The 20,004-nt window shown below is 71.2% G+C and carries 6 protein-coding genes; 4 read left to right on the top strand and 2 right to left on the bottom strand.

Features of this window, described 5'->3' with window-relative positions; translation table 11 throughout:
* Window positions 1–78: 78 nt before the first annotated feature.
* Complete coding sequence (locus OG858_RS33565; protein ID WP_319317422.1) at window positions 79–2,790, bottom strand: right-handed parallel beta-helix repeat-containing protein; 2,712 nt, start codon at window positions 2,788–2,790, stop codon at window positions 79–81.
* Window positions 2,787–14,804 carry an actin cross-linking domain-containing toxin gene (locus OG858_RS33570; RefSeq protein ID WP_328544178.1) on the bottom strand — a complete coding sequence of 4,006 codons (12,018 nt, stop codon included), beginning with the start codon at window positions 14,802–14,804 and terminating at the stop codon, window positions 2,787–2,789. The genes OG858_RS33565 and OG858_RS33570 overlap by 4 nt, the downstream gene beginning before the upstream one ends.
* Window positions 14,805–15,020: 216 nt before the next feature.
* On the opposite strand from OG858_RS33570, the gene OG858_RS33575 reads away from it, so the two are divergent.
* From OG858_RS33575 to OG858_RS33590, 4 genes are all read left to right on the top strand, one after another.
* Window positions 15,021–17,273, top strand: a complete 2,253-nt coding sequence (locus OG858_RS33575) for a coiled-coil domain-containing protein (protein ID WP_319264429.1) — start codon at window positions 15,021–15,023, stop codon at window positions 17,271–17,273.
* 88 nt (window positions 17,274–17,361) lie between these two features.
* Window positions 17,362–17,661 (top strand): hypothetical protein, encoded by a 300-nt coding sequence (locus OG858_RS33580; RefSeq protein WP_086748184.1) that lies wholly within the window; start codon window positions 17,362–17,364, stop codon window positions 17,659–17,661.
* A gap of 328 nt (window positions 17,662–17,989) precedes the next feature.
* A complete protein-coding gene (locus OG858_RS33585; RefSeq protein ID WP_086748185.1) occupies window positions 17,990–18,565 on the top strand; it encodes a sigma-70 family RNA polymerase sigma factor in 576 nt (191 codons plus the stop codon).
* On the top strand, window positions 18,562–19,923 hold the full coding sequence (locus OG858_RS33590; RefSeq protein ID WP_327745025.1) for a hypothetical protein: 1,362 nt from the start codon (window positions 18,562–18,564) through the stop codon (window positions 19,921–19,923). The genes OG858_RS33585 and OG858_RS33590 overlap by 4 nt, the downstream gene beginning before the upstream one ends.
* The last annotated feature ends 81 nt before the right edge of the window (window positions 19,924–20,004 follow it).

Here is a 20,004-nt window from a genome sequence, read left to right on the forward strand (position 1 = left end):
GGAGCGGTCCTTAGAAGGTTGTCCGTGGGTTGGGGCGGGGGCGGGGGCAGGGCGCGGGTACAGCGGGCGAGGGGAAGCTCAGGGGCTCTGCGGGATGTCCTCGGGCCTGAGCGTCATCACGTCGGACTCCGTGGCGTCCGGCAGTTCGGCGATGCGGTACGCCTGGCGTTCCGTCATGGCCTGGAACAGCTGGCGTGCCGTACGGCCGTTGCCGAAGCCCCGGTCCCGGGGCATCGCGTCGAAGCGCGAGATCAGCGACTCGCGGGCGTCCGGGGTGAGTTCGTACTGGTGCTGGGCGGCCTGGTGCTCGACGATGCTGACCAGTTCGGCGCTGCCGTAGTCCTCGAAGAGGAGGGTGCGGTTGAAGCGGGAGGCGAGGCCGGGATTGGAGCGGACGAAGACCTCCATCTCCTTGAGGTATCCGGCGACGATCACCACCACGTCGTCGCGGTGGTCCTCCATCAGCTTCAGCAGGGTGGCGATCGCCTCCTGGCCGAAGTCGTTCGAACCGGCGTACTGGGTGAGGGAGTACGCCTCGTCGATGAACAGCACGCCGCCCCGGGCCTGCTGGAAGACGCGGGAGGTCTTCGGGCCGGTGTGGCCGACGTACTCGCCGACCAGGGCCGATCGGTCGGCCTCGACCAGATGCCCGCGCTCCAGCAGCCCGACGGCGGCCAGGATGCGGCCGTAGAGCCGGGCGACGGTCGTCTTTCCGGTGCCCGGGTTGCCGGTGAAGACGAGGTGGCGGCTGAGCGGGGGCGGGGCGAGACCCATCTCCTCGCGGCGCCGGACCATCCGCATCAGCTTCACCAGGGACGAGACGTCCTGCTTGACGCGGTCCAGGCCGGCGAGGCCGTCGAGTTCGGCGAGCAGGTCCTCGATGGTGTCCTCGGGAGGTGCCTCGGTCTCCCGCGCGGTCGACCGCGGGTCCCCGCCCGGGCTTCCGGTGGTCGCCAGGGACTGGTCCACGCCGGTCGGCAGGGACGGGTTCTTCACGTCCCGGGAGAGGCACTCGTCGAACACGGGCCGGGCGCCCTTCTCCAGCGCCACGTCCTCCTCGGTGTCCCGGACCAGACAGCCGCGCAGGACGGGGGCGCCGCCGGCCGACACATGCAGCGCCGGGAAGGCCGTGCCGTCGCCGCCGGCCCCGGCGAAGACGCAGTCCTCGAACGTGCCGCGCGCCTTCTCACCGACGAACAGGCTGTTCTTGCCGGTCCGGGCCACCGTGACGGACCTGACCCGGGGCTCGGCACCCGGGCCCACCACCAGACCGGAGCCCGCTGCGTCCCGGACCGTGCAGCCCTCGACGCCGGGCGTGGCGCGTTCGCCGATCACCAGGCCCGCTGTCCCGGTTCCGCTGATCCGGCAGTCCCGCAGCACCGGGGCCGTGCCCGTTCCGCAGGAGATCCCGGCCCGCTCGGCGTCCGTGACGTCGCACTCCTCCAGGACCACCGTCCCGGTCGACTCGGTGGTGATCCCGGCCCGGCCGCGCACCACGGAGAGGCCACGCATCCGGGCGTCGGCAGCGCTGTCGATCCGCACCCCGGACAGTCCGCAGTCCGTGATGCGGCCGCCCTCGACGGTGAGTCCGGCCCGGTCGGTGGCCCGGATCCCGTGCTCCGGCGTCGAGGCGATACGGCACGACGTGAGCGTCACCCGGGAGTCGTCGCAGGCGTGCACCGCGCTGAACGACGACTTCGTCATGTCGCCGGTGGCCATCCTGACCTCGGAACGGTCGCCCGCCAGCAGGGCGTTGGCCCGGCTGCCGGTCACCGACGTGCCCTCTGCGGTCAGCCGCGCGGAGCCCCGGGCCACCAGACCCGAGCCGTGCGCCCGGTCGACCTGGCAGTCCACCAGCTCCGCGCGGCTCTCGCCGTCCGCGCTCACCCCCGGCCCCGAGCCGTCCCGCACACGGCAGTCGAGCAGCAGGACGTCCCCGGTGCCGGAGACGGCGACCCCGTCCGTGCCGGTGCGCAGGATCTCGCAGCGGGCGAGCAGGACGCCGCCGTCCTTGCCGTCCGGACCCTCCCGGCCGTCCCGGTTCGCGACGCCTTCCCGGCCCTCGGGGCGTGCCGAACTGCCCAGCACCCGCACGCCTTCGGCGGCCGTCTCCGCCACCCGGCAGTCCAGTGCGGCGACGGTCGCCCCGTCCTCCACCAACAGGCCGCTGCGGCCCGGCCCGGAGATCCGGCACTCACGCAGCACCGCCCGGGCGGCGCCCCGTACGCGGACGCCGGACCCGGTGACCCGCCGTACGGTCAGTTCGGTGGCCTCGGCGACGGCCCGGGCGCCGATGACCACTCCGGTGCCCTCGATGTCCTCGATCACGACCCGGGTCAGCCGGGCCGGGCCGGTGGTGTTGAGGTGCACGGCGGCCAGCTCGGCCCCCGCCACCCGGCAGTCCGTCAGCGTGAGCGACGCGTTGCCGCCCGCCTCGATCCGGCCGCCGGAGACCTCGCAGCGCTCCAGCTCCAGATCGCCGGCGTTGGCCAGCACCGCGGGCAGCGCCGGGTCCTGGCCGGTCAGGGCGAGGCCCTCGACCCGTACGCCCGGGGCGGTGACCTCCAGCACGGGCCGGCCCGGGGAGGCGGCCAGCAGCCGTACGGCGTACTCCGGGCCGTCCTCGGGCAGCAGCCGCACCGCGCGGTCGAGGACCAGGTGCTCGACGTACTCGCCGGGGGCGACACGGATCTCGTCGCCGTCGTGGGCGGCGCGTACGGCGGAGGTGATGCTGCGGTGTGTGCCGCGGCCCTTGGGAGCGACCCGGTGCACGGTGGAGGTGGGGGTCACGTGAGTTCCAATCCCTCGATGGGCGAGACGGCCGGTTGCCGCGTCCCCTGCGACGGTGTCGTGGGGGTACTCGTGGACGGCGTCGTGGGTCCGGTGGTCGACGGCGGGAACGGATGGGTCGAGTCGATGTGGGCGCCTCTGGTGTTGATCCAGTAGTTGAGGATGCCCGTGGTCAACGACTCGGCGCTCTGCCAGATCAGCTCGCCGGGGCCGCCGCGATGGAAGATCCGCGAGCCCGCGGTGGTGTGGAAGGTGTACCTGGCCATCCCGCTGGTGACGCCGGTGAAGAGCGAGCCCGCCGCGCCCCAGGCGCCCGCTTCGAGGGCTTCGAGGCCGGTGTGCTTCTGGCCGCCCACTCCCCAGATGGCCGCGTTGGCGGCGCTGTTGACGAAACCGGTGAGCGCGCTGACCGCCAGGCCGTCGAAGAAGGCGTAGGTGCCGGACCGCCAGCGGACGGGGTTCTCGTACGACGACCATTCGCCGGCCCAGTCGTCGGCGGAGGCCAGGGAGTGGCGGTTCCAGTTCTGGCCCTGGTCGAGATTGGCAAGGCCGTACTTGATCTTGCCGAGTGCGGTCATGTCCTGGGCCACGTTGAAGCCGGCCCGGATGCCGCCACCGACGGCGCCGTTGAGCATCGCCCGCTCGAAGGCCACCAACGGGTCGAAGCGGGTGTTGGCGAATTCGGAGACGATGGCCGACACCGCGAAGCTGGTGCCGAACTCGATCAGGAAGCCCGTGGCGAACTCGGTGGCCGCCTTGCGCAGCTCATGGCGCCACAGCGGCATGGCGGCCGAGGAGCCGTCCTGGACGCCGGTCCAGATCTCGTGGAACGGGTCGCGGAACTCGCGGTTCACGCCACGGAACTCGGTGGTGTATCCGCGGAAGTCGACCTCGCGGCCGATGAGCCGCCAGGCGCGGTGACCGTCCAGGCCCACCTGCCCGCCGACCGACGGCAGGCTGCTGACCTCCGGCAGTTTGGCGACGTCGAACGCCGACCAGCGGCCGAAGGTGTCGGTGGCCCAGATCCGTCCGGTGATGGTGCGCTGGGCGACCAGTCGGCTGTCCTGGTACTCCCGCCACTGCCCCCACAGCGACTCCGCCTCCCGGTACCTGCCCGGGGCGCCCTCCACGGCGTCACGGCGGTGGAGCACCTTGCCCATGTCGAACTCCCGCCAGACCTCACGGTCGACGGTGACCGTAGTGGTCGGCTCGAAGTGGCGCGCGGACCGGGAGAGCAGATCCGCCAGGGTGGTCGGGCCGGTTTCCGGCGGCGGGGTGAGGGCCGACGGGGTGAGGGCCGGAGGGGCTGTCTCCTCCACCGTGTACGCGTACTCGCGGACCCGGCCGCCGGTGCGCCGCCTCACCACGTCGTCACCGATGCGGTCGGTCCAGTGGCCCTTCGCGAAGTCCTGGTACTCGCGGACGCCCTGGGAGTGGACCGTGCCGTCGGCGTCGGTCTTCCGCCAGGTCCAGGTGTGGTCGGGCTGCCGGGTGGCGTCGACCCAGACGGTGCCGTCGTCGGTGGCGCTGCGTTCCCGGAGCGCCTGGCCCGGCCGGCCGTTCTCCAGCCGCTCGAAGTCGACGAACGAGTCGTCCCAGGTGCGCGAGTACAAGGAGCCGCGGTTCTGCATGCGGATGCCCTCGGTGGCCGTCCCGTCCGGGCCGGTGGCCTTCCACTGCCAGGTGCGGTGGCGGGGGTTGCCGTGCGCCTCGATGCGGAGATCGCCCCACTGGTCGCGCCGCCCCGTGATCTGCGACTGGGTGTTCTTGTCCACCCACACCCCGGAGACGTCGTCGCGGCCGATGCCGCGCGCCGGGTTCTCGCCGAGGTACTCGCGCACGCCGGTGCCCTGCGAGCGCATCGACAGCAGTTCGTCACCGGCGGCGTTGGTGAACACGTCCTCGAAGCTGCCGTCACCGGCGACACGGCGGGTGCCGGAGACCCCGCTCGTCGTGTCCAGCCAGGGCAGCTCGTACGGGTCGGCGGAACCGTTCCACTTCGGGGCCGGGGCCCACTGCTTGGGATCGTCGAGACTGCGGCCGACCTCGACGACGTCGCCGTTCTCCAGCTTGCGGGTCTCCCGGACGATCCGGCCGAACTGGTCGACGTCCCGCCAGCCGTGACCGCCGTGCGAGACGAGCCGGACACCCTTCAGCCGGGTGCCGTCGGCGGCGGTCTCGGTCCACTTGGACACCGCGAACATGGAGTCCCCGCTGACCAGGTTCCCGACGAACCCGTCGAACCGGCCGAGGCCCGTACGTGTCTGCCAGAGGGCCGCGGGCATGCGCTGGTCGGAGATGCGTACGACGTGCAGGGTGCCGCCGTCCGCGAGGTGCTCGATGACGTCGATCGGCTTGTTGGCGGGGCCGACGGCGGAGTGCAGCTCGGGGTTCACCCGCATGCCCGCCGGGCTCTGACCGGGCAGTACCGGGTGCTCCAGGTACTGGCGGGAGCCGTGATAGCCGTTCAGCGGCCATATGTCGCCGCGCCGGTGGGCGACGGTCCGCTGTCCCGTGACCGGGTCGATGTAGGTGTCCTTGAAACCGATGTGGTTCCAGGACCACTCGCGGGTGCCCGACAGCACCTCGGTGCCCCCGGAGTCGAAGCGCGTCCACGTCCAGTCGCCGCCCGCGCCCTTCTCCGCCCGGATCAGACCGCCGTCGATGGCCTTGGTGTACGTCCGTACGTCGAGGACGTCCATCGGGGCCCAGCGGTAGGAGAGCGTGTCGTGGACGGTTCTGCGGTCGCCGTCCCAGATCCGCTCACCGGACCGCACCTTGGTCCCCGCCGGGTCGAACTCGCTCCAGCGGGCCCGGCCGACCCGGTCCAGGTCGATGTGGAGGACGTTGCCGTTGCGGAGCACCTCGCGTTCGAAGAGGGTCACGTTGCCCTCGCCGGTCAGTTTGAACCGGCCGGTTGCCGACATCTCCACCTTGGCCGTGGCGAAGCGGCCGGTGAGCGGAGTGCCCGACGAGTCGACTCGTACGGCGGCGCTGGTGGCGTGGTCGATCCTCCAGTATTCGCCGTTCGCCTTTCCGCCCTTGATCCGTACGGCGATCGTCTCCTCCAGCAGCGTGCCGGCGTCGCTGAAGACGGTCCGCTCCATCGGTTGGGCCGCCTTGCCGGTGGGGACCAGGGCGATCCCGCCGTCGTCCAGGAGCTCCGGGCGCACCCCGGGTAGCGGCCGGTCCGCCGAGTCCAGCACCCGCGGTACGCCGCCGGGGGCGTCGGCGTCGAAACGGAGGATGCCGCGGTCGCCGGGCAGCCGTACGTCGCGCAGGGTGTGCACGCCTTCGGGGCCGTAGTGCCAGCTCGTGGTGGAGGCGGCGTCGGTGACGGTGAAACCGCCGCGCGGGTTCGGCGCTGTCGTGAAGAGGCCGTCGGCCGGGCGTGCGCCCACGAAGTCGAGCGAACCCGGGGTCCACGGCCCTCCGTCGGCCGAGCGGCCGGTGATACCGACCCTCAGCCCGTCCAGGTCGCCCGGTCCGCCTCTCAGGAACACCTCCTGGTAGAGGAGTTCACGGTTCGGGCCGAAGCCCAGCGTCACGTCCGACGGGCCGTGGTGCACCGTGTAGCGGCTGCCGCCGGGCCCGCCGTGCGGCGTCGGCGTGACGGTGAAGTCGCCGATCACGCGGCCGTCGGTGCCCTGGGCCACGGTCATGGACCGGAGATCGTCGAGGCGGATCGCCGGCGGCCGGTCGAGGTAGCCGCCGAGTGTGGTGACGGCGTGCTGCCGCAGCGTCTGCAGGGCCTGTCCGGTCATCTGCCGCAACTGGTCGTTCAGCAACTCCGGGCGCAGGCCCGACCTGTCCGGCGACGAGGTCGCGTCGTCGAGCCTACGGATGACGATCTGGGCCGCGTCGTCCAGGGCGATCCCCTCGGGGAGGCCGGCGAGGCCGCCGAGGCCGTCGAGGCGAACTGGTGCGGTGCCGGGTGCGGCGTCCTCGGTGAAGCGCAGGAATCCGGGGCCTTCCGGGTCCGCCAGGTCGCGGAGGACGAGGTGGTGGTCCGCGTCGAAGTGGAAGCGGCTGTGGGTGATCGTGTCGGTCACCGTGAGGCCGTTCGGCAGCCGTCCGGAGAGCGTGCTGTCCACCGGGGTGAGCCGGAGGGCGCCGGTGAGATGCTGCGGGCCGGTCAGCTCGACCACTCTGGTCGTGGTGCCGCCCGCGCCCGGTGTGACCGTCACCTTGATCCCCAGGCCGGCCGACCCGTCGAGGCCGGGCAGTGTGATCGGCAGCTCCTGCTGACGCAGCAGACCACCGGGTTCGAACCGCCACACCGCCGTGAGACCGTCCGTACCCGGCATGGGCACCCGCACGGTCAGTTCGCTCAGCGCACCGGTCGCGTTCCCGACCGGCGTGACGGCCGCACCCCGCACGGGCACCCCGTCCCGGCCGACCACCGTCATCGCGTTGAGCGCGTCGTCGGTGAACCGCAGCGCGAAGTCGGTGCCGGACAGCGGCAGTTCCCGGTACTCCAGCTGTCCCAGGGAGTCGAACTGCCAGCGCACACCGCCCTGCGGACCGGTCGCGGTGAATCCGCCGCCCTCGCGCACGGTGACCGAGACGTCCGGCAGGCGCACCTGACCGCCCTGTGCGGTGAAGTCCACCATCTCGAGCCGGACCGAAGCCGGGACGGTGTCGGTCGCCGGAACCTCCGTGACGCGCAGCCGCAGCCCCGTCACGTCGTCCAGCCCGGACAGGGGTATCTCCCGCACCGAGGAGCCCGGCGGGACCGGGGAGTCGAGGGACTGCCTCAGGCCGGTGGGGCCGCTCAGGTCCGATGCCGGTCCCTGTGTGATGCGTGCCAGGTCGACGCCGGGTTCGCTCAGGTCCGACGTCGGTCCCTGTGTGATGCGTGCCAGGTCGACGCCGGGCACGTCCGGGCCGCCGGCGCGTCCCACCGGCCGCCCCAGTTCGTCGGGCAGCGGCCCTGCCGCGACATGCGGCGCGACCGGCGGGGCGGAGGGGACGGCCGAAGCGGGTGGCCCGACGACGGCGGGGGTCCGCGCGGTGATGTCCTGCCACGTCTGCGGATGCCGCGCGGCGATCCACTCGGCCTTGTGGCGGGCCGCCGCCATCCTGAGGATCGAGGCGGTGCTCTTGTTCTGGTGGATGCGCCCCGCGTCCGGATCCCTGGGGAACTCCGCGCGGTACCAGTCCGCGAAGGCGTCCCTGTTCTCCGGCCCGGAGACGAAGTCGTTGATCTTCTGGACCGCGGCCACCCGGTTCCCGCCCAGCTCCGCCAAAGGGTCGGTCACCAGAGAGACAGGGGCCTTCTCATGCGGGACGGAGCCCTTCAGCTCGTCCGGGAGGGTCCGGAACTCGAACAGCAGGGCTCGTTCTCCGCCGACGGTGGCGTTGTTGATACCACGTCCGGCCACCTCGTTGCCGTTCAGGATGTACTGTCTGGCCGCCGTCCAGATGGACTCGTCACCGATGGCGGGGGTCTCACGGAGGAGCCTCAGCGTCACGGCGCGGTCACCGGGCGACAGGGAGTCGAGGACGAGGCTCGGCCTGGTCCGGGGCAGCACCTTCCACTCGTTCTTCACCGCCGGATGGGTCAGCCCGTGGTACGGCGGCGCGCCGGCCCAGTCCTCGATGGGGATGCCGTGTCTGTTCACCAGGTCGGAGGTGAACTCGATGACGGACTTCGTGTAGGTGTACGCGTTCTCCACCTGCTCGGGCGCGTCGAGCGTCTCCCGCACGAGCGCCGTCCGCAGTGCGTCGTCGTTCCGGAAGGCGGGCTTGTACCAGTGGGCGTGGTCCGCCAGCAGTCTCAGCTCGTGCGTGGCACGGGTGCCGAAGTCCACGGCCCTGATACCGATCGTCGCCTGCTGCTGGGTGGTCGGCATGGAGACGGAGGGGAGTCCCTCGAGTTCCAGGCCGGTCCCGGCCGCGATGACGTGCCGGTCGCTCGTCACCTGCAACCTGTATTGGCCGTCGGGGCTGATCATCGACTCGAGCGGCCGGTGGTTGTGGACGCCGAGCCGGTCCTTGAAGACGTCGAGCAGCCATTGGGTGGCGTCGTTGCGGGCGCCGATCGCCACCTGGTCGCCCAGACGTGAGGGATAGGTGATCAGCTCCACGGTGTGCGTCTGCCAGTTTCCGTGCTGGGCCATCGGGAGGCGCGCGGGGTTGGTGTATCCGCCCGTGCCCATGTCCTTCGTGACCATGAGCAGGGGTTCGTCGGTGTCGACCTTCGTCACGAAGGCGAAGGTTCGGTCCGCGCTTCCCGGGAGGGCGACGACGAACCCGCCGAGTTCGCTCTCGGTGCCGATGGAAGGGGCCGGGAAGGACGAGTCGAATCCCGGTGCCACGGCCCGCGCGGGCCGCGTGGTCACGGGCGTTTCCGGCAGGTGCACGGTGGGAGGGGCCGCGGGAACCGGGGGCGGGGCGACGCGGGGCGGGGCGGGAGCCGGCGGGGGAGCGACCCGGGGCGGGGCGGGGATCGCCAGGCCTTCCATGGACACGTGCTCGTCGGCCGGAACCCTTCCGGTGAGATCGGTGGTGACGTCGTCCAGAACACCGTTCCCCGGGGCGGTGGCGAGCGGGAGCCGTTCCGGCAGGGGGCCGCCGAGACCGTCGAGGGCTGTCGGCGGGCCCACGGTCGCCTCCGGCGCCACCGACCCGGACACATCCAGCCGGGTGGGCGCGGCCCCGTCCGCCGGAAGGTCCACGAGCCGGCCGCCCCGGTCGAAGACGAGCCGTGCGCCGGTCGGGTCGGTCATCGCGAACCCGCCCGGCAGTCGCTGCGAGAGCTCCCCGTCCAGCCGTACGACGGAGAAGGCGCCGTCGCCCGTCCCCGGCACCGTCAGCCGGTACGCCGGTGCCGTTCCGCCGCCCGGCAGCTGGGTGAACGTCGTGGTCAGCCGGGTCCCGGTCAGCGGGCCGCCGACGGGGCCCGACAGCGTCAACTGCTCGGACAGCCGTGTACCGTCCAGGTCGAACCGCCCGATCCACGTCCCGTCCGGTGACTGGACCCGCACACCGGTGACCACGTTCAGAGCGCCCCTGACCGGCTCGATCACCACGCCGCCGGACAGTGGCAGTCCGTCCGTGCCGACCACCCGGGGAAGCGCGCCCGGCCCTGGGGCGGCCTCGAAGCGGAGGAAGCCGTCCGCGCCGGGGAACCGGACGTCACGGAACTGAAGGACCTCGTCCGCGGTGAAGACCAGGCGTATGTCCCCGGCCTGGTCGGTGAGCGCGAACCCGCCGTCGTCCAGCGGGGTCCGCTGCCATTCCATCCGTACGCCCGGTACGCCTGTGACCTGCTGAGGATTCAGCAGCACGGTCTCGCTGCGGGGCGCGGGAGCATCGAAGCGGTCCAGCCGGAACGAGTCGGTGTCGACGGAGCGGTCGGCGGCCAGGGCCGGCCGGTCCATTTCCCCCGGCGGGGGCAGGACCACCTCGTCGACGCCGGTCCGCGGTACCTGCGGGACGGAGACCGGTCCCAGGTCGCCGAGGCCCGTCGGCCGACCGTCCGCGCCGAACCCGGTGACGATGCCGTCGGGTGTGGTGAGGGTGAAGATGTCATCGGCCCTGTCCACCCGGACGTCGGGGACGATCCCGGAGTCCGTCCTGAGGACCCAGTTGACGGTCTGCCCCGGCTCCATGGTGATCCACTGACCGGTGGGCCGCCCCAGGTCGTCCAGCAGCCCCAGCTCACCGACGCGCGACTCCAGCAGCCGGCCGGAATTCGTGCCGGCCGGGGTGCGCCACCCCACGGAGACGGCCTTCACCTCGAAGTCGGTCTTGAAGGTGTCCGAAAGCCGGAGGTCGCCTGCGGCTTCGTCGAGACCGCGGAGCGCGTCGCCGACGGGCACCGGGCCACCCGCGGCCTGAGGCCCCGTCGCCCTGGGGTAGGGGCCCTCCAGGTAACTCCTGGGAATGGTGCCCTTGATCAGCCATTCCTGGTCACGGGTGGTGTTCAGCAGAACGCGGACATCTCCGGCGATCTTGCCGATCGCGTCCTTGCCGCCCCGGCCCACGACATTGACGTCGTTCTTCCTGAGGAACTCGACGACGTCGTTCCGGGAGCTGGTCCCGGTGAGTCCCGAGAAGTCGAGACGCTTCCCGATGGTCCGCTCGATCTGGTCGCCGATCAATTGCTGCAGATCCCGGGCCGGGAGAATTCCCACGTTCTGTAGATTCCCGGCCTTGATGTCCAGACCCAGCTTGTAGACGTCGAGGGCGAATTCCGTGTCGCCGTACACCTTCTCGCCACCGGCGACGGCGAACGAGGTGAAGGGGCTGTTGCTCTTCCGCTCCACGATCTCGGCACCCGCCACATGCTGGAAGGCGGTGGTCCTGCCGTCCGGGTTGGCCGGGACCATTCCGATGTCGGGCTCGAAGTGAGACTTGCGCAGGCCCTTGGTATCGACCTCCAACGCGTGGAAGTCGTCCTGCCGGATGAGCTTGACACCGCGCAGTTGCTCCAGGTCCACGTTCGACATGAGGAAGTCGTCCGTCCTGAGCACCGGCTGCGGGGTTTCCAGGGACGGCATCCCGGAACCGGTGGCCCGGCCCGCGGACTCCAGCAGGTCCGTGGGTGCTTGGACCGGCGTGGTGGCGGCCGGCGCGGCCGGCACGAACTTCAGGGAGTCGACGGTCGCATAGGGGCCCGTCAGATATTCCTTCGGGATGGCCCCCTGTACGAGCCAGGTGTTGTCGCGGCGCACCTGCAGCAGAGTCTTGATGTCCGTCGTGACCGAGGCGCCCAATTTCTTCGGCACGTTGTATTCGGCGAGGAATTTCTTGATGTCGTCGTTCTTCGTCAGGTGGGTGAACTTCGACGGGATCTCCAGAGTCGAGTCCCCGACGGCGAACCGGATCTCCTTGAGGATCTCCTGCTGCAGTTCGGTGTTGGAGAGTATCCGCACACCCTTGACGCTGTCCGCACCGGCTGTGATGTCGTTGCTGAGGGATACGAGATCGAGCCCGATCTCGCTGTTCCCGAAGGGCTTTGCGGTGCTGCCGGGCGCGGAGAACGCGGTGAACGGGCTGTTCTCCTTGAACACCTTGGCATTGGCGGTGGACACCGCCTGGAGCGGTGTGATGGTGCCGTCGATCCTCACCGGTACGAGACCGTCCTCGGTCAACCGTGTCTTCATGCCGGACTTGCCCACCGTCGCCGAGAAGTCCGCGTCCTGCCGCACCAGCCAGTGGACCTGCGGCACGGACGGCGCCGTCACCTCCGGCGCGCCGGGCACCCGCACCGGATCCCCACCCTGCGGGGCGGCCGACGGACCGGCGGGCGCCCCAAGCCGCACCGGGACGTCGTCGAGGAGGGGGCTGCCGTCCGGGCCGATCCTGGTGGCGAGGCCGTCGGGCGGAGTGAGGGTGAAGACGCCGTCGGTCATGGTCACCTTGACGTCGGGGACGACACCGGAATCCCCCTTGAGGACCCAGTTGACGGTCGGCCCGGGCTCCATGGTGATCCACTGGCCCGTGGGCCGCCCCAGGTTGTCCAGCAGCCGCAGTTCACCGGTGGGCAGGGTGGCCCCCGGGCCGTCGATGCGGGCCATCATCACCGTGACGTCCCGGCGGACCGTGTCCAGGTTCATCCCCAGCCGGTCGAACGCGATCCTGGACCGGTTGAAGTCGAGTTGCGCGGACTTCAGATCCAGCTGGGCCTTGGCGCGGCTCAGCGGCGGTACGTCGGTCAGCCCGTCGAGTTCACCGAGTCCGCGTCCGGCGGTGTCCAGCTGGAGCTGGGTGGCCTGGGTGCGCACCCAGGCCTGGAAGCGTTCCGTGGCGAGCTTGCCGGTGGCCCCGCCGGTGACGATGTCCCGCAGGGTCAGCGGCGTGAACGTGGTGCTCCCGGTGACCGGGGTGGTCAGGTCCGTGCGGACCTGTCCCAGGCCGAGCAGTTCCCGTGCGTCGCGGGAGCCGTCGGTGGTGTCGGGGATCAGCCTGGTGAGGTCGTCGAGCCTGATCCCCAGCTCGTCCATGCGGTTGCCGCCGGTCACCGAGTTCCAGGTCGGGACACGGGGGTCGGCCGGTCCGAGGACATCTACCTTCACCCCGTCCTTCAACCGCACCCGGACGTCCACCGGATCGGTCGTCCCGACCCGCAGGACGACCCCGTCCGGAGTGACGTTCACCAGGTCGATCTCGCCGTCAAGGATCTTGCTCACCTGGAACTCGGTCAGACCGCCGAGTTTGCCGTCGAGGCTCAGCTCCGCCAGCTCCGACAGCTCGTCGAGGGGCTTGAGCAGCCCGGCCCCGGTGCGCTCCACGCCCGTCAGTTCGTCGAGGTCCCGCAGCTGGTCGACCGTGGTGCGTGGGGGCAGCAGGGTGGTGGGGGAGCCGGGGGTGAGGCCGCCGCCGAACTCGTCCACCTGGTCGAACAGGGTGAGCGTGGTGCGCAACCGAGGGGACATCAGGTCGTCGCCCACCCGGCCCGTCACGGGGTTCAGCACGCCGAGCCGCTGTCCGCCCGGGACCGTGCCGACCGGCAGCCCCATCGTGTCGAGGGTGTCCAGGGCGTTGAGCCGGACGCCCATGTCGTCGAGGCCCGCCGGCATACGGGGGGTACCCGGGCCGGTCAGGGAGCCGAATCCGGGGGTACGGGGTGTCGTCACGGGCGTCACCGAGATCTCGGCCAGCTCGTCGAGGGTGGTGTTGAACTCCGGGGTCCCGGGCACGACGAGCCGGTCGGTGTCCGTGCCGGTCACCGGGCGCAGACTGCCGCCGCGGTCAAGGTTGCGGCCCGTCAGGTTCGTGAGGTCCGCGGCCAGGGAGCCCGTTCTGCCGAGCGGCCGCAAGGCCCTCGGGGTGAAGTGCAGGCCGCGGTCGATGAACCCCATGCGGGCGGCGCCCCGGTAGCCGAACCGGGCGATCTCGGAGTACCTCATGGGCAGGAGGGCCGTCATCGAGAGCCGGCCCAGGCTCATGATCGTGAAGACGCCGAGCCGTCCGGCCGTGTTGCCACCGACGAACGCGGTCGACTCGACGAAGTCGCGGGTCAGCGCGGACCAGCCCTGCCGCCAGCTGTTCCGGGCGAACCCGCCCATGAGGCGCAGGGCCGACCCGAGCATCGCGGGCGTCCGGGACAGGACCCGGGGCAGCGCCATGAACCCGCTCGCGGCCCGGCTGCCGAGCCCGCCCCCGAACCGCACGAGGCCCTGTCCGGCCAGCGACAGCAGTCGGCCGGGGGAGGAGAACAGCATCCTGCCGCCCCGGAACAGCAGCCGCCCGCTCGCGGAGAGGGCGCCGCTGAGGGCCTTCGCGCCCGACGAGGCCATGCGGGCCAGCCCGCTGAGGGTGGTGAGCCCCTTCGTCGACGGGAACAGGATGCCGAGGAAGGCGAGGCCCAGGCTGAGGGCGTTGCCGTTGCCCGTGGCGTAGTCGACGAGGGCCTTGGCGAAGAGCACCGCGCCCAGCCCGAAGGCCACCAGGCCCAGCGGGCCGCCGATCACGACCGCGATGAGGGTGATGACCAGCGCGACGATCTCCAGGACCTTGAAGAACGTCGACACGAACCGCTTCCAGAAGCTCTTCTTCGGCTTCTTCACGGGCCGCGACACCAGCCGGGCCGCCTCGCGCAGGGTGTCCTCCAGGATCTTCGCCTCGGCCTGGACGTTGTCGATCTCGGCGTCCACCTCGCCCCGGGCGCGGGTCATCTCCGGATCGTTCTCGGCGAGCGGCTGGCCGCCGACCCGTTCCAGGGCGGCGACGGTGTCCGCCGCGTTCTCGGCCCGGTCCTGGGAGTCCCCGAGGGCGCGCGCGTAGCGTGCGGTGGCGTCGGCCGCCATGTCGAACGAGCGGTTGATGTTCGCCATGAACGTCTTGAGCTCGTCCTTGACGTACGTGCGCAGCGCGTCCGCGGTCCGCCCCTCGAAGCCTCCGTCCTCGGCCTTGGCCAGCAGGGCGTCGAGGCCGCCGCCGACCCGCCCGGAGAGATCGCTGAGGCCGCGCAGCTCCTTGGTGATGTTGTCGACGACGCCCGGATTCCCCGTCACCGGATTGCCGGTGAATCCGACTCTGCTCCACTCGTCGGAGGTGGCCAAGGAGTCCTCCAGGCGGTCCGGGACTTGGGGTACCGAAAGCAGACGTACCGAGGTGGCCCCGGAGTTCAAGAAAGTGGCGCACGCCACAGTTTTCGCCGGTCAGCGCGGTGCGGACGAAATCTTTATGAACCATCCGGACCCAAGTCCTCGTCTACAGGGCGGCTCGACACACCGACACGACCGCTCACGGCCGCTTCGAGGAAAGGACGAACAGACATGGTGCGCGTCTCCTACGACTACGACCTGATGACCGTCCTCGCACGCCATCTGTGGCACCTCCGCGACGAACTCGACGCCACCTCGCACACGGACAAGACGTTCGCCGCGGGGGACATCGGCCCGCGCCGGGAGACGGCCGAGGCGCTGGAGGACTTCTACGGCGCCTGGAAGAAGTCGTTCGGTGAGGGCTGGCAGGCCATGACGGACCTCGGCAACCTCCTCGACAGGGCGGGCAAGGCCTTCTACGACCAGGACGCCTCCCACGCCGCCGGCGCCGCCCAGCAGGTGACCGCCCAGGTCCGCGACGAGGCCAACCGGCACAACGAGATACGCAAGCAGCAGCTGAACGGCAAGCTCCGCGCGCAGGAGGCCACAAGGCTGGAAGCCCGCTACAAGACCCAGCAGGCGCGCCTGAAGAAGGAACAGGACGCGCTGGTCGAGAAGCGGAAGAAGATCGACGAACAGACCGCGGCCCAGCAGAAGCGGCAGGAAAGGCTGAACAAGGAGCAGGAGGAGCTCGCCGAGAAGCGGGAGCCCTTGCTGAAGGAGCAGGACGAACTCCAGGCCAGGCAGCAGCAGCTGTGGCAGGAGGAGAAGGACCTCCTCGGACAGCGCGAGGAGAAGCTCCAGGCCAGGCGGGACGAGCTGCAGAAGGACTACGAGGCCCTCCGCAAGGAGCAGGAGCCCCTGATCAGGCAGCAGGAGGAACTCCAGCGCAAGCAGCAGCAGCTCTGGGAGGACGAGAAGGCCCTTCGTGCCGAACAGGACGTGGCCCTGGAGAAGAAGACCACCGCCCTGGAGCAGGAGCAGAAGGCCTACGACGGCAAGCAGGACGCCCTCCAGGCGAAGCAGGAAGCCCTCTGGGCGGAACGGGAGACCCTGCTGAGCGGCGGGAAGGCCACCCAGGCGGACCTCGACGCCTGGCAGCGCAGGCAGGACGCCCTGGACAAGGAGCGGGACGGCCTGTGGGAGTCCGAGGGCAAGGGGCTTTCCGCGCGGTGGGACGCGCTGGAGCGGGAACAGCGCGACCAGGAGAAGGCGTTCGCCCCGTTCCGTGAGCGACAGAAGGAACTCGACGACGAGCGTGACGCGCTGAGCCGCGCCCAGGAGCCCCTCTCCGAGCGGCAGGACGGACTCCAGGCCAGGCAGAAGGACCTCTGGGCCCTGGAGAAGTCCACTCAGCAGGAGGTCCAGGACGCTCTGAAGGCCGAGCGGGACGACCTGGAGGCCGATCGCGCCGACCTCCAGACCCGACTGGACCCCTTGGACCAGGAGTCGAACGACCTTCAGGCCCGTCAGAAGGAGCTGTGGGACGACCAGTCGGAGACCGACAAGGAGCAGACCGCGCTCACCGAGGAGGAGAAGCCCGCCCAGCAACGGCAGCAGGACCTCCAGGACAGTTTCGGCGAGGAGTACGACAAGCTGCGCGACTGGGACCCCGACAAGGACGCCGACGTCGGCCGGCTCAGGGGCATGCGCGGTCAGCTGGACGATCTGCCCGACGAGGCCTTCGTCCCCAAGGGCTACACGATCGAGGACGGCAACAGCACCACCACCGTGTCGTACCGGCTCGACGAGAACGGTGAGATCAAGGTCGACGGGAACGGCGAACCCGTCGAGACGACCACCACCGTCACCAACAAGAACACGGGCCTGACGTACTCCGAGACGTACCACCCGCTGTCCGGGGACGGTGACTCCGTGACCACGATCCGCAGCTCCGACGGCTCCGTCACCAAGGTCTACATGGACTCCGATCCCGAGGGCACGCCCGATGGATGGATGAAGCGCTACGTCACCGACGGGACCGGCCGGGACACCCTCCAGATCTGGACCAAGCGGCCGGACGGTGACTGGGAGCTGACCATGGACAAGGAGGAGTACCTCAACTCCGAGGCCGGCAAGGAGGACCCCCAGCAGCGGCTGGACCGGCCCCCCGCGTATCTCACGGTGGAGAACCCGCTGGTCGACTCCGGCGGCCGTCCGTCCGGCTCCACCGCCCCGGGGACGACGACCACGGTGCAGGAGGGCGTCACCCGGACCGACTACACCGGCGCGGACGGCTCCGTCACCAGGGTCGTCACCAACGAGAACACCGGGACCCGCTTCGTCGCCGACGCGAGCAACGAGGTCCAGGAGATCTGGCAGCGGGCCGATGACGGGACCTGGTACCTGAGGGAGTCCGTCACCCAGCACGAACGCAGCAGCGCCGAACCACCCCTCGGCACACTCGGCGAGAACTGGCGCTGACCCGCGCGGAGCGCCCCGGCGCCCGCCCCAAGCTCCCTGCGCGCGCCCCCTGCGCCGCCGGGTCCGTCACAACAGAACGAGGTGCACCATGCCGAAGAACGTCATCGACGACGAGGAAATCGAGAGCACTGCCAAGAAGCTCGACTCCGCCGTCAGCGACACACTGGTCCCCCAGCTGTCCTCGCTCCAGGCCGACGTCGAGAACCTCCTCCAGGGAGGCCTGCTGCTGACGGCCACCAGCCCGAAGATGCAGACGTCCTACGCGAACTTCAACAAGTCGCTGACCGAGGCTGTGAACAACATCACGCAGTTCTCCAAGCAGTTCCGGGACATCTGCAACGCCGTGAACAACCTGGACTCGCAGATCGCCGGCGGCATCCCCAGCTGATCCGGGTCCCCCCGAACCGGGACGCCGCCCCGGAATCCCCCTCCGTCGGCGTCCCTTCCGCAGGGGTGCCGGTCCATCCCCCCGGACCGGCACCCCTGTTCGGTTTTTCGGACAACTCATCGGTAACCTCAGGTTCCTCTCAGGAACCCTTGAAAGCTACCGAACCACTCATAGACTCCACCTTGCGGAACCTCACGTTCCACCCACGAACCGTGAGGTCACCCCGGGTACCCGCGCTCAGCCCCGCTCAGCCCTGCCCAGCCAACGCCGCAGTCGCGGCGCCCGACCGGACCGGCACAGAAGACGCACGCCGGCCCTGGGGGAATCTATGAGAACGTCCATACCCGGTCCCGTCGCGACGGGCGGTGCTCCCGCCTCGGGCGAAGCACCGCCCGCAGGCGACGGCTCCATCCGCAGGCTCTACGAAGAGCACCACGGCCCGCTGCTGCGCTATGTCTCCGGACTGATCCGCGGTGACCGCCAGCGCGCCGAGGACTTCGTCCAGGAGACCCTGGTCCGCGCCTGGCAGAGCACCGCGAGCCAGCCGCCGGACTGGTCGCCCTCCCGGGCCTGGCTGATGCGGGTGGCGCACAACCTGGTGATCGACTGGGCCCGGCGCGAGCGGCCGCACCACCAGGTCGCCCACGAACACACCCTGGAGCACCACGCCGAGACCGTGGACCCGATGAGCCAGGCCGTCCAGCGCCGCTTCCTGGTCCACGCCCTCTCCCGGCTCTCGCACCCCCACCGCGAGGTGCTCTTCTACGTCTACGTCCTCGGCTGCACCGGCACCGACGCCGCCGACGCCCTGGGCATACCCCCGGGCACGGTGAAGTCCCGCACCCATCACGCGATACGGGAGCTGCGCCGTCGGCACCCGGAACACACGCTGGCGGCGGCATGACCACGCCCGCCCTGCCGAGCCCCGGCCCGGCCGTGTCCCACCCGGTCGCCCACGACCCGGTGTCCGGTCCGGTCCTCGCGTTGGGAAAGCCCGGCGACTCGCTGCTCACCTTTCTCATCGTGGCCGCGGTCGTCCTGCTGCTGCTCGTCCTGCTGCTCCGGCACCTGGTGCGCAGACAGGGCGGCCTGCGGCGCTTCCGGCGTCGCGTCGGCCGTGAACTGACCCTGACCCGGCAGGCTTTCGGCGAACCGCTGCGCGGCTACCGGCGCCACCGGAGGGGCGTACGGGCCCTGTCCCGTCACCTGTCCGACCCCCGAGGCGCCCTGCTCGTACGACGGCTGCTGGACGCGGCCGCGACGGCTCTGGCCGACGCGCCCGGGGCGGTCCCCCACGCCGTGCGCACGCAACCCGGGCTCGCGGCCGTACAGATCGCCGCCCGTCCGCTGCCCGAACCACCCGTCCCCTGGGAGTGGTCGGACGAGCCCGGCCCGCAGCGCTGGGAGCTTCTCCTCGCGGAGGCGGACGGGCTGCCGCAGGGCCGCCCGCGCACCGGTGCGCGGATCCGTCCGCTGCCCGCCGCCCTCGGCATGGCGGACGACGCCTGCGTCCACCTCGATCTGGCCGCCGGACCACGGCTGATCACCGTCGAGGGCGACACCGCCGCCCGGGGCCGGCTGCTCCAGGCGCTGGCCGCGCAGCTGGACCGGCCCGGCAGCGGAGCCTCGGTCACCGTCACGGACGGGGTCCATCCCCAGTACCGGGGACAGCGGCTCGACGCCGTACTGCGCGACCTGGAGGAGGCGGCCGAGGAACCCCGGGAGACCGAGGTCGCCGGTGAGTTCGACGAGTCCGCTCGCGCCACCACGACCGTGGTCGTCTGCGCCGCCCCCGGCCCGGAACAGGCGCGGCGGCTGGGCGCCCTCGCGGCCTCGGGTGCCGCCGTCTGCCTGATCGACGGCCGGGTGGCGGGGCACAGCTGGGCCCTGCGGGTCGACGGTCGCGGCCGGGTGGTCGCGCCCGAGCTGGGGCTGGACGCGGACTCGGCCCCGCTGGGCGGAGCCGTCGCAGCCGCCGTCCGGGCGGACCACCGCCGACTGCGTCGCGAGTCCGCCCCGCGCCGGGGCGCACCCACGCCGCCTCGGCCCCACAGCCGGGAGCCGCAGGAGCCCGAGGAAATCCGGCGGGTCGAGGTGACCCCGGCATTCGAGGAGGCCGAGATCCTCCAGGAGGAGTCACCGGGGCCGACCCTCCCGACCCCGGCCCCGCCACGGACCACCACCGGATCCGACCTGCTCGCCGAACCGGCCACCGCCCGGGACCGCACCGCCGCCGCCTCCTCCGGCGCCCGAGAGGACTGACGTCCTCGCCCGAGAGGACCGACGCCCGACGGCGGGGCCCGAGCGCCCACGACAGGCCCCGGCCCGTGACGCCCCACCCGG

Source organism: Streptomyces europaeiscabiei (assembly GCF_036346855.1).
Classification (GTDB): Bacteria; Actinomycetota; Actinomycetes; order Streptomycetales; family Streptomycetaceae; genus Streptomyces; species Streptomyces europaeiscabiei.

Bases quoted from the DNA above. Each gene is read 5' to 3' on its own strand.
- OG858_RS33585 (WP_086748185.1), top strand. From the start codon at position 17,990: ATGAGAACGTCCATACCCGGTCCCGTCGCGACGGGCGGTGCTCCCGCC.
- OG858_RS33575 (WP_319264429.1), top strand. From the start codon at position 15,021: ATGGTGCGCGTCTCCTACGACTACGACCTGATGACCGTCCTCGCACGC.
- OG858_RS33590 (WP_327745025.1), top strand. From the start codon at position 18,562: ATGACCACGCCCGCCCTGCCGAGCCCCGGCCCGGCCGTGTCCCACCCG.
- OG858_RS33580 (WP_086748184.1), top strand. From the start codon at position 17,362: ATGCCGAAGAACGTCATCGACGACGAGGAAATCGAGAGCACTGCCAAG.